The following is a 12083-nucleotide window of genomic DNA, read 5'->3' as shown; positions in this document are numbered from 1 at the left end:
CATTATGATTGGATTTATTATTTGGATTATAGGCCTGATACTTGCTATCAAAGCCGTATTGGAAATTATGCAATGGAAGGTAGATGGCGTCAAGAAACTATTGGTCGCTATTCTTGTATTGCTCACCAGTTGGATCGGACTGATCTTTTATTATTTCTGGGGAAGAGACAATTTACCTTCAATGTTGAAATAAACAGATCTATCTGTATAAAAAAAGAAAATGCCGTACTTAAATTACGGCATTTTCTTTTTTTATTAAGCTATGTACGTCTTCCTCCGTTCCACCGAACGGACCGTAGCTCTGTAGTTTGACGGAACACATGGCAGCGGCAAAACAACCGGCTTCCTGATAAGATGCTCCTCTTTTACGCATATACAGATAGCCCGCCATATACGTATCCCCACAACCGGTAGCATCGGCAACATTCTCTACCGGATATGCCGGAATTTCATAGAATCGTTCATCAACATAAATAAGTGAGCCTTTGTCTCCCAAAGTCAGCAAGACTTCCTTCACTCCCCAGTCCGCCAATTTAACAGCAGCATCATAAGGATCTGAACATTGCGTAAGCACCTCCATTTCGTGTTCATTAGCTTTCAAGATATGGATATATTTCAAGGCTTCTTCTTTTTCAGCCCAGTCCACCGCCAATACTTCTTCGTTCTGCACTTCACGCAAATAACCCTGTACATCAAGAGAAAGTAATCCTTTCCCGGCAAGATATTTGATAACATCCAGTGAAAAATCATCCGCCAGTAAACTACCCAAATGAAAAATCCGGGCATTTACATCCTGCAAACCTTCAATCGTAAAAGGATCAGCTTTAGCAGTAACCCGCTGCTTTCTTTCATTGGTATCCTCGCCATAAATATTCTCAAAGCAGATGGAATGGATGCTGGGGAGTACTTTCACTTCAATACCGTCTGTCCTCAAATCATCCACCACCGGCATCTCGCTATCAGCCAAGGCGGTGACAAGTTGGAATCCTTCCGTACTCAGGTGTTTGATGGCATGCGCAAAATAGAAAGAGGTTCCTCCGGGCATGTGCACAGTTTTCTGCGGAGTAACTACTTTATCCAAAGTAATATATCCGATACAACAAAGATCGTATTTCATAAAATATTCAGTTCCATTTTTCAGACTGCAAAAATAGCCAATAATTATCGTTTCTTCCCCCTGCAACGCTATAAATTCTTCCGTTTTAAGAAATCCGTCGGACTTTCACCGAATTGTTCCTTATAACACTTCGTGAAATAAGACGGAGACGAGAAACCGACTTCATAAGCAATTTCCGCAACCGTCATTTCTGAAGAAGCCAACAGGGAAATTGCTTTTTTAAGGCGTGCCTGGCGCAGCAATTCATTGGGAGCATAATTAGTAAGTGATTTCAGTTTACGGTAGAGTTGCACACGGCTCAGTCCCATATCTTTGCCTAAGTCTTCCACATTCAGTTCCGGATCTCTCATTTTCTCCTCTACCAGAGATTTAAAACGAGAGACAAAATCTTTATCAATATCACAGATATTCTCTTTCGCCAATGTCTGATTATCACCGAAGAACTGGCGAAGCTGCCGACGGGAATCTATCAGATTCCGGATACGGGACAGTAACAACTGAGAATTGAAAGGCTTGGATATATAAGAGTCAGCACCACCATTATACCCCTGAATGCGTTGTTCATCAAGTGAACATACTGTAAGAAGAATCACGGGAATGTGACAAGTCTGCAATTCGGTTTTCAACCTCCGGCAACACTCTATCCCGTCCATACCAGGCATCATGACGTCGGAAACAATCACATCGGGAACATATTTCATTGCGAGACGAATCCCTGTAGCAGCTTCCGGTGCATCCAGCACATGATATTCTTCAGCAAGTAGTGTTTTTACGTAATTGCGAATATCGGCATTATCGTCAATAACCAGCACTGTCGGGCGATCTGCAGTTTTCGTGTCTTCCTCATCCAAGGGCAAATCTGTTTCTATCAATGTAGCAGAGACTTCCGCTTCCTCAGTGGGAAGAGTAACAACCGTAGGATGATACAGAGAAACACTCTGCGCCGGAAAAAGAACGGTAAAAGTCGCTCCTTTTTCATTGCTATGGGCAGTGATCTGTCCGCCATGCATCTCTACGAAGGCACGGACAAGCGCTAATCCGATACCTGTACCTGCCTGATGTCCGTCTATCTGGTAGAAGCGTTCAAAGATAGCATCCACCTCTTTTGGGGAAATATGGCTACCTGAGTTAAATACAGAGAAACGGTAATTAGTCGTTTCCGCCTCCAGCTTAACCACTATTTTTCCATTCTCGGGTGTATATTTCACAGCATTGGATAGCAAATTGAAATAGATACGTTCCATCTTCTCACTATCTGCCATCATACGGAAATCTGTGTCAGGTGTAGCTTCAAAAGAGAAGGAAATATGCTTTTTCAGCAACGCCATACGGAAAGAATCATTCCAGCCGCGGAAACTACTTAAAAGATCGAATGGTTCCAAATGAAGTTCCATCCGCCCGTTCTCTACCTTACGGAAATCAAGAATTTGATTAACAAGACGAAGAAGGATGTTAGCGTTCTTCTTCATCAGTTCCAGTAGTTGATGCGGATGCTCTCCAAGAGACTTATCGGCAAGAAGCTGGTTGATAGGATCTGCTATCAATGTCAACGGAGTACGGAAGTCGTGAGAAACATTCGTGAAGAATACCAGTTTGGCATGGGTGGCCTCTTCCAGTTCGCGGGAAAGCTGTTCCAACTGTTCTTTCTGCTGAATGAGCAGCTCCTTCTGCTGTGTCAACTGTTGCTTCTGTTCTTCCAACTTCTCCTTCTGCCGGGACAGTTCACGATTCAGGCGGTTTTTGGTACGCAAAGAAAGATAAACGGCAACCAGTAAACCGATTACCAATAAAAGTACCAATAAGCTGCCATATAATATGACTTGCTGCGTAGCGTAACGATCAAGGAACTGACTCATCTTTCCATTCATCGTTTCTATTTTTTCATCAAGGGTAGCAATATGCGAAGTCTGCATTTGCATAATCTGCGCATTGGTAGCATCTACAACAGAAGTACTCAATATGGTTTCACGAGGAAAGTCCCGCTTATTCAGGATATCCATCGCCATCTGTATCACACGGTCACCACCGGTAGGATAAATAAACGTGGCATCCAGTTGACCATTCAGCACTTGTTCTACGCCATACCCTTCACCGGGCAAAGCATCCGTACCGATAAAGCGCATTTCTTCTGCCCTACCCTGCCGCTCAGCAACATCATAAGCTCCTGCCGCCATTCGGTCGTTCTGTGCATACACTACATCTATTTCAGGAAAGCGCGCCAAAAGAGTATCCATCTTCTCTCCTGCCTCAGAGCGTAGCCAGCCGGCATCTTCACGTGCCAGAAGCTGAATGCCGGGATAAGGAGATATGGCAGCAACAAATCCCTGATGACGGTCCATGGCCGGTGTAGAACCTGTCAAACCGGCTATCTCCACAACGTTGCCTTGTCCATGAAGCATATTAGCAACATAGTTACCTATTGCTTTTCCTAACTCATAGTTGTCAGCACCTATATAAGCGGTATATTTATCAGAAAGTATCTTACGGTCGAAAACAATGACGGGAATTCCCCTGTCGAAGGCTTCCTCCACTACCGGAGTGATAGGTGCAGCTTCATTGGGTGCAACTACAAGCAAGTCCACTCCTTCTTTGATAAAATTACGGATATCTTTTATCTGTTCTGCATTATCATCTTTTACCGTACGAATATCAATTTCTACTCCGTCATAGAAAAGTGCCTCGCGCAACATTTCATTGTTCATCTGATGTCGCCATTCATCATCGCTGCACTGGGAAACTCCAATACGGAAACGTGCTTCGCGATGGGTACACGAAGTGGTCAACCAAAACCAGGAAAGTGAAACAAGTAATAATTGGATAGTATATCTTCTCATCTTTTCCGTTATTAGTAACGCAAATATAAAAATATTATCATAGGTATCGTTATCTGTTTCTTAAAAAAACTCCCTATTCCACCGATTTTTAACTCGGACAGAATAGGGAGACTACTATTGCCGGAAAGAAGGACAGACAAACCAGATAAGGCTATTATTGAGCTGTAAGCTCAATAACATGGCTCTGAGTCGCTGTAAAACCAAATACATTCAAACCAACTTTCATCAGATAATCACCGGAATAAACTTTCCCGTTAGATTCTAATTTAGATTCAGTAGAGGGCATCAAATTGATTTCTTCCACTTTATATTGCTTGTTCGGGTTTAATCCCTGAAGTTTGACTGTCATCAGTTTCTCCTGGAAACGCGGATGGATATCATAAGCAAATAATACAGCTTTGTTTGCATCCTTGCTTACATAATTCAGTGCCATGTGATTGCCCTCATACGGAGACACCAAACGATATTGATCACCATCCATAATGGCACTTTGCAGACGCTTCCAGTTGGCAACAGCCGTCTGGCAGTAAGTCAATTCATCAGCCGTGAGTTCTTTCAGACCTATATCAAAACCAAGCTTACACATAGAAGCTACATCCGTACGGAATTTTACAGAAGTCGCTTTATTCCAACTGGTCACATGGGCATCCATAGCTTTCGCAGGGAAGAACTGGGAAAAGCCCCACTGGATATAAATACGTTCTACAGGATCCGTATTGTCGCTGCACCAGAACTCTGTGAAATATTTAAGCGCTTCGTAATCGCAACGGGCACCACCACCGGAACAAAGCATCATCGGGACATCAGGATAATTCGCTTTCACACGCTTCAGAACATTATAGATGCCACGGACATGATCAATATACAACTGTCCCTGTTTGTTCTTCAGATACGGAGAATAGATATTGGTGATAGGACTGTTGCAATCCCATTTGAAGAAAGCAACTTCGGGATTCTCCTTCATTATATTCTCTACAACACCATACACATAATCCTGCACCTTCGGATTGCTAAGGTCAAGTACCAATTGGTTACGGTAATAATATGTTTCACGATTAGGCAGTGTGATCGCCCAGTCCGGATGTTTCTCGAAGAGTTCGCTCTTGGGATTCACCATTTCTGGTTCAATCCAGATACCAAACTTCACATCTGCATCCTTGGCAGCTTTCACCAGCGCCGGAATGCCACCGGGCAATTTATCGTGATTCACATCCCAGTCTCCCAAACCCGCATGATCATTCTTACGGGGATATTTGTTCGCAAACCAACCATCGTCCAACAAGAACATATCTACGCCCAGATGCTTGGCTTCCTTCATTAACTCGGCCAGTATCTCCTGATTAAAGTTAAAACCTGTATTTTCCCAGTTATTCAGAAGAGTCAGACGACTCCCTTTACCATCTTTCAGGCTGTAGTTGCGTGCCCACTCATGGAGGTTACGGCTTCCTTTTCCGGCACCGTCATTACTTAAAGTAAATATGAATTCGGGAGTGGTAAACACTTCATTCGGTTTCAGTTCATAATTCGAAGCGTAAGGATTGATACCGGAAATCACACGAAGATTCCCAACATTGTCCACTTCAAACGTGAAGCGGAAATTACCGGTCCATCCCAACGTACCCATCAATACATTTCCCTGATGTTCGCTGACCGGCTGATCCAACCCTACTTCAAAGAAAGGATGCGTATGCATGGCAGCACGACTTCCCAACTTCGTATCAATTACTTTCTTGCCAAATTGCAATTGCTGGCTGCTCATTTGCGCTTCCTTTGCCCAGTCACTACTGAACTCAGTCAGGTAATAAGCGGAATTATTGAAATAAAGCATGGCAGAGGCGTATGTAGAAAGCAAGACAGGTTTCTTTTCCTGATGCTTGATTTCACTCCAAGTCTTGATAACATTTTCTTTCGGATAAGCCACATAGTGCAGAGTAACGTCTACCGGATACTGATCGTCACGGAGATTAACCACAGTTTCCGTACCACCCTCAACCGCCTTGGAGGAGGAAGAAACATAATACAACATAGTGGACGGATTACCATCATTGTGAGTGATAGCGATAGCCGGTTCAAAGTAATCTTCATTACCCGAACCACCATATACTTCCCAACCGCGTTTACTTACACTACCGTCGGCACCGGCATGGATATTCCACTGAAAGTTATTCAAATCCTGCTCATGCAGCAGTTTTTCACCTAAGTAAGTTTGATACAGACGGCCGTTGTCGCCTACCTGAAGCACCAGGTCGGTGTTATCCGTAGAAATACGGATCGTTTTGTTTTCCGCTGCATTGGCATACGACAATGTAGCACATGCAAAGAGAGTTACAAGTAAATTTTTCATGGTGTACAATGAATTTAGTTACAAAAATATATTAAATTAATTTAGAATGAAAGGCTTGCACTGAATTCCAGTGTAAATGGACGCAAGTAATTACCACTCATATAATGATCTTTGAATTTACCTGCTTCTTCCTTGCCCAGTAGTTCGGCGCCGCTGATAGTTCCGCTTGCACCCTTTTGGTTCAGGAAGTTCACTACCGTTGCCCCCAGTGAGAGGTGCTTATTCACTTTCCAGTTCACACCACCGAAGGTTTCCCAACGACCGTTGAAATAGAGGGCATTAGTCAGATTGGCATACGTCTTCCCGAAATAACGGAAACTGAGCCACAAGCGCAGATCGGGAGTTATGTTATAACTGGGATCTATTTCAGCCAGTATCTGCGGAATTTCTTTCACTATGTTGCCATTAGCATTCAAGTCAGGCACTCCTTCAAACGGAGATTTGATAAAGTAATTGTTATAAGTCGGTTTCTGATAAGTAAACAGGGCATGCAGATGGAAACCTTTGAAAGGATTGATTTCAGCGGAAGTGGTCCAACCCAATGTCTTGATATCGTAAATCAGCAAGGTCGTCTTGGACTGCGTTGTTCCCGGTTTGGTTACATTCTGCTGGTCTATATTATTCGACTTGGAAATATAAGTAATCATGGAAGTCAGGTTTATCCAGTCATTCTGATAAAATAATCCGCCACGCAGCAAAGGAATAGTCACACGCTTATATTGCTCTTCGGTAGGTCCTGTTCCGGCATATTCATTGATACGTGGGAAGCGGGTGGCGACGGTTCCGTCGGCAGTCAGCCCAAAGTTCTTGGTCAGTTTATAAGTGAATTGTGCCGTTGCAGCATAGTTCAGCTTATCTTTTACTACTTTCTGCGGCTGTATCTTTTCAGTAGAAAGTATATTCCCTTGATTGTCCGTATATTCGTGAGTATCACCGATGTGGAAGCCGGAATAGCGACCATAAGGAATCTGATCGGCAGACATACGGTAATATTCCAGACGGGCACCATAATAGACAGTGAATTTCGGACTTACCTGCCAGTTATCCGTAAAGTAGGCAGCCAGTTTGTTTTCGGTCCCTTTGGTATATTCCGGACTCAGCTCATTGAAACCACTGAATTTAGCAGTAGTCCCGTCAGCTACCACACAATTCAGTATCTGCGGATATTCAGTAACCGTGCCTACCCATTGAAAAGAAGAAGAGTGATAATCCAAATGATAAAACCATTCATTCAGCCCCAGGCGTACGTCATGGTCGCCTATCTTCTTTTTCAGTTCGGAAGTAAGCAATGCATTCTTCACTTTGCCAAGATGCAACCAAGTACGCCTGCCTTCGACCAATCCGGTATAGGCATCCTCCGAACCATCCTGAAAAAGGCCGTCCGCCACCGTGGCTTTGTTGATATTGCTACCACCAAAGTCCACATAGTTAGCTTCGGGAGCATTCATAAACTTGGCATTCAGCGTCCAGTTCAGATTGTTACGGAAGGTATAATCAAACAGCATAGCCACTTCATGCGCCTTATTGCCTGTAAAGTCACCAAACCGACCGCTCTTCATCTTTCCGTCCATCACATCCATGTACTGAAAACGTCCACCTTCGGGAGCATACGAAGAAGTTCCTAACTTGAAGCCAGGAATTTCTTTCACACTGCCATCTCCCACATAGATAAACGGAGCAGCGTTAATCATCGAACCCAATGCACTGCTTTTTGAGAACTTATAGATAACTGAGAACCTTCCGCGATTATTGTTGAAAAGGCGCGTCAGCCCTGCATGATAAAGTTGGGTACGGTCACTGAAGTTTTCAAACTTAGGAGAGAAACTACCCGGATCGAAGTTCTGATAGATGCTGGCTGTATAGAGCCAGCGGTTTCCGATGCCACCGGACACATTCATGTCTATATTTTGCCACCCAAAATGGTTGGTGCGGTAATTCAAGACTCCTTTGAACTCCTTTTGCCCCAATTTGGAGAAAGAATTTACGGAATAAGCGATGTTTCCGGTAGCAATAGCAGATTCAGACGGTGTCATCAGCCCTACTTCGCCCAGGCTGGCATCGCTGCGCCAGTGAGTAGCCAGCTTATGCACAGCCGAAGAATAGACAGCGGGTAATCCGTTTTCATACACATTTACATCTTCACTGGGAAGTCCGATCTGAATTTCACGGGGCTTGTTTGCATCCGAAGCATTCAGCATTACATTGCGTTCGCTGATCTCCGTTTTTTTACTACGGATAGTGTCATTCTCTACCGGTTTGCTCGCTGTTGCAATAGTAGCGAATGATAAGGCTGCCGATATGACATAAGAAAAGAGACTTGCTTTCATACTATTAATGGATTTAAAATTAAACTTTCGGTTCAAGGCATCAGATAAGAAATATTCCCCTTATCTTTCAACGAGGGCAAAGTTAACAGGTATAATAATGCCCGGTTTCCGCAAGTAGCCGTCAGGTAGATTGGCGTGAGAGTATCATCTACAATACAGCACTGATAACAAGCTATTTACATCATTCCGTTTTATAAAAGCAAGTAGACATACCCGTTTACCGGAAAGTTTTAATATCTTTGTATTTGTCTACTTTTAATGAACATACCCTATGAAAAAATACTTGTTATCGGTATTATTCCTGTTGTTCGTGCTTGTCCCTTTTCGTGCGGCGAATAAGACTGACTTATCCAATGAGTTGGAATCAGCTTTAAAACTGCGCAACCAATACTCACTCCGAAAAGAAGCCCGAATTGACAGTTTAAAGCGTTTGCTATATCCATCCATGGACGACAATGAACGTTTCCGATTATACAATGCTATTTACGAAGAGTACTATACTTACCGTTTCGATTCAGCCATGCTCTATGTAGACAAGGAAGAACAGGTGGCTATGACACTATCTCACCCCGCTTATCGCAACCTGAGCATCATTCACCGCTCGGTGCTTCTTTCCACATCGGGTTATTTCAGCGAATCCATCCAGAATCTGGAACAAATAGATTCACGTACATTGAATGATGCGACACGGATAGAATATTACGCCGCCTATGAATGGGCTTACAGTATGTGGGCGGAATATTCCAACGATAAGGTTTATGCTCCCCGTTATTATGAAAAAGAAATGCTTTATCAGGATTCATTGATCAGTGTACTTCCCACTGGCTCGTCACTATACAATTACTGGAAAGGAGAAAATCTATATCGTCACCAGCGGTACGCCGAAGCGGAAAAGTATTATCAAAAGGCACTGGAAGGCGTTCCAGTGAATGTTCGATTGTATGCTATGGTTACGTATGGTTTAGCATTGGTCTATTCAAAACTTGGTGACTGGAACGAATATGAGCATTATCTGATCAAGGCCGCCATATCGGATCAGGTATGCCCGCTTAAAGAAAATCTAGCCTTACAGGAACTGGCCCTGTATATCTTTAAAAACCGAAGTGGGGAAGTATCCCGTGCCAATCGCTATCTGAACTACTCCATGGAAGACGCTCAGTTTTATAATAACCGGCTCCGCATGCTCGAAATAGCGAAAAAATTCCCTTCTATTGTACTGTCTTATCAGGAACAGAATCTTATCAAGAGCAGACGACTGCAATGGTCACTGATATGCATCAGTATATTGTCCATCGGACTGGTCGTCTCCCTGATCTATATTTATCGGCAAATGCATCAACTCCATAAACGCAGGAAGATACTGGCGGACATGAATCAGGAACTGCAACATCTGAATAAGGCATTAGTAAATACAAATCATACGCGTGAAGAATATGTAAGCCTGTTCATGGACCTGTGTGCTGCCTATATAGACAAGCTGAATAAATATCAGGATTTGGTAAAGAGAAAAGTGAAAGCGAAACAGACAGATGATCTATTGAAGTTAGTCAATGCCACCAAACTGTCAGATACAGATGCGAAAGAGTTCTTCGTAAACTTCGATACGGCATTTCTGAATTTATACCCTAAATTTATAGAAGAATTTAATGCACTATTGCGGGAGGGTGAAGAAATCATACCTAAAAGAGGAGAAATACTGAATACAGAACTTCGGATATTTGCATTGATACGTATGGGGATTCAAGATAGTTCCAGGATAGCTACCCTCTTGTTCTACTCACCACAAACAATTTATAATCATCGGAGTGTAGTGAAGAATAAGGCAAAGATGAGGGATAGCTTTGAAAAGCAGGTGGAGGAGCTTTGTGCAGTGATGTAGATTCACTTACATTATAAAATAAGACACTTTTTCTTAAGAAAAGAATGTGTATCCATTGCCCTTTCAAATACTTCTGTTACTTTTGTCGACAGCTACAAGATAACTACTAGAAAAACTATTATATTATGAAAAATCTATTCTATTTTATCATTTCGATATGCACGTTATATGCATGTTCCTCGGATTCTGATTTCAACCCGGAAGATGAAAATCCCACTTCTTCTGATTTTTATGAACTTAAAGCCATTCCTGACAAGAAAGTCATTTTCAAAGCCTATCCGGCAAATATGAAACAAATTCTTGGCGCAGGCTACGATGTTACTGCCGACCATTTAAGTCCCGAAGCCATAAAAGCTCCCATAATAGATTTGGAAAAATTGGAAAACAGCGATGAAGATTATATCTATCGTATGAAAGCCACTTCTTCCGAACCCAGAGACTACGCCGGAGAAAATGCAACAACATTCCTGACTGATATTACCAATAGCCTGATATTGGGAGACATAAATTCCAGAAATGCTCTATCGGTCGGTACCATTCTCAAGCATAAAGAGTTCGAGTCTGATTACAACCATTCTTCACAATATTCTTTTGCCTCCAGCGAACAACTATTTACAGCGGAGCGTTGGTACTTTTCGTTTTTCTATACCTTAGAGAAATATAAATACAGATACCTTACGCAGGAATTTGAAAATGATGTAACCAGTCTGGCAGCAGAAGATATCATAAACAAATATGGCACACACCTTTTAGTGGATGTCGGTATAGGAGCACGATTCAGAGGACTTTACCGGACAGCAGTACCTACAGCGACATCAGCTACCAGCACCACAAAAATCACCTTACTCAGCGCTTTGGAAAAAATAGGCCAGCAAGGTCTCTTTACCGGAAGCGGTGCCGGCGGATGGGAAGAAGAAGTGGCACAAAGCATAGGAGGTCAGCTTATACTGGAATTCTATGGAGGAAATACAAGTTTATTGACTTCACAACCGATAACCGCTGGCTTTAATGCCTGGTGGAACTCGTTCAATGAAGAGAATTATACTTTGACGAAAATCACTCAAAATAAAGTCCTTCCTATTTATGAACTAATAGCGGATGCCACCAAAAAAGAGCAAGTGAAAGATGCGATAGAAAAATATATATCCAACCAAAAGTTATCGTTAGTTTCTACCACTCCGTTACTTCAGGCCTGGAATGGCAAAAATCACACATACGACACATCTTACTTAGATATTGCAATGCACTCCAACAAAAAATATGAAGGAGCCATCTGTTCCATCTACAAACAACAAATCACGAGTACCGTACCGTTGTATTTATATAGTAACGGAAAAAAGCAACGTCTATCTGTAGAGCTATTGCCAGCCGACACCGAATGGCAACTGGAAAAAGAATTAGGATATGTATACGCTTCGCCCGTAGAAGGAGCCATCCCGCTATACGAAGCCGAAAATAAGAACGATTATTGTTATACAACAGAAGACAAGCAGGAATATGGCACAAAAGGGAGTTGGAAGCAAAAAGGCATTGTATGTTACACAATGCCCCTATAATATAGGATTGCCTGCCAAGTTGAAGC

The 12083-nt window shown here is 42.7% G+C and carries 7 protein-coding genes; 3 read left to right on the top strand and 4 right to left on the bottom strand.

The features are described from left to right. Nucleotides 1-4 precede the first annotated feature (4 nt). Nucleotides 5-193, top strand: coding sequence for a hypothetical protein (locus tag K429_RS0105130; protein ID WP_007214827.1), 189 nt, complete (start codon nt 5-7; stop codon nt 191-193). Between the two features lie 36 nt (nt 194-229). On the opposite strand, the gene K429_RS0105125 is transcribed toward K429_RS0105130, so the two are convergent. The 4 genes from K429_RS0105125 to K429_RS0105110 form a co-directional block, all read right to left on the bottom strand. Beyond that, nucleotides 230-1117, bottom strand: a complete 888-nt coding sequence (locus K429_RS0105125) for a PfkB family carbohydrate kinase (RefSeq protein ID WP_007217384.1) — start codon at nt 1115-1117, stop codon at nt 230-232. A gap of 68 nt (nt 1118-1185) precedes the next feature. Then, the gene (locus K429_RS0105120) at nt 1186-3951 is read right to left on the bottom strand and encodes a substrate-binding domain-containing protein (protein ID WP_025726240.1); all 2766 of its coding nucleotides are present in this window, start codon (nt 3949-3951) and stop codon (nt 1186-1188) included. Between the two features lie 154 nt (nt 3952-4105). Further along, complete coding sequence (locus tag K429_RS0105115) at nt 4106-6295, bottom strand: alpha-galactosidase (RefSeq protein ID WP_025726239.1); 2190 nt, start codon at nt 6293-6295, stop codon at nt 4106-4108. A gap of 41 nt (nt 6296-6336) precedes the next feature. Continuing rightward, nucleotides 6337-8622 (bottom strand): TonB-dependent receptor domain-containing protein, encoded by a 2286-nt coding sequence (locus K429_RS0105110; RefSeq protein ID WP_025726238.1) that lies wholly within the window; start codon nt 8620-8622, stop codon nt 6337-6339. Between the two features lie 271 nt (nt 8623-8893). Here K429_RS0105110 and K429_RS0105105 point away from each other — a divergent pair, with 271 nt between their 5' ends. Both K429_RS0105105 and K429_RS0105100 read left to right on the top strand, forming a co-directional pair. Further along, nucleotides 8894-10501, top strand: coding sequence for a DUF6377 domain-containing protein (locus K429_RS0105105; protein ID WP_025726237.1), 1608 nt, complete (start codon nt 8894-8896; stop codon nt 10499-10501). A gap of 125 nt (nt 10502-10626) precedes the next feature. Then, nucleotides 10627-12057: an MAC/perforin domain-containing protein gene (locus K429_RS0105100; protein WP_025726236.1), complete on the top strand. Its 1431-nt coding sequence runs from the start codon at nt 10627-10629 to the stop codon at nt 12055-12057. Nucleotides 12058-12083: the final 26 nt, after the last annotated feature.

The organism is Bacteroides sp. 14(A) (genome assembly GCF_000526555.1).
Classification (GTDB): domain Bacteria; phylum Bacteroidota; class Bacteroidia; order Bacteroidales; family Bacteroidaceae; genus Bacteroides; species Bacteroides cellulosilyticus.
This window is presented reverse-complemented; position numbering and strand designations above follow the sequence as displayed.

Bases quoted from the DNA above. Each gene is read 5' to 3' on its own strand.
- K429_RS0105130 (WP_007214827.1), top strand. From the start codon at position 5: ATGATTGGATTTATTATTTGGATTATAGGCCTGATACTTGCTATCAAA.
- K429_RS0105125 (WP_007217384.1), bottom strand. From the start codon at position 1,117: ATGAAATACGATCTTTGTTGTATCGGATATATTACTTTGGATAAAGTA.
- K429_RS0105120 (WP_025726240.1), bottom strand. From the start codon at position 3,951: ATGAGAAGATATACTATCCAATTATTACTTGTTTCACTTTCCTGGTTT.
- K429_RS0105115 (WP_025726239.1), bottom strand. From the start codon at position 6,295: ATGAAAAATTTACTTGTAACTCTCTTTGCATGTGCTACATTGTCGTAT.
- K429_RS0105110 (WP_025726238.1), bottom strand. From the start codon at position 8,622: ATGAAAGCAAGTCTCTTTTCTTATGTCATATCGGCAGCCTTATCATTC.
- K429_RS0105105 (WP_025726237.1), top strand. From the start codon at position 8,894: ATGAAAAAATACTTGTTATCGGTATTATTCCTGTTGTTCGTGCTTGTC.
- K429_RS0105100 (WP_025726236.1), top strand. From the start codon at position 10,627: ATGAAAAATCTATTCTATTTTATCATTTCGATATGCACGTTATATGCA.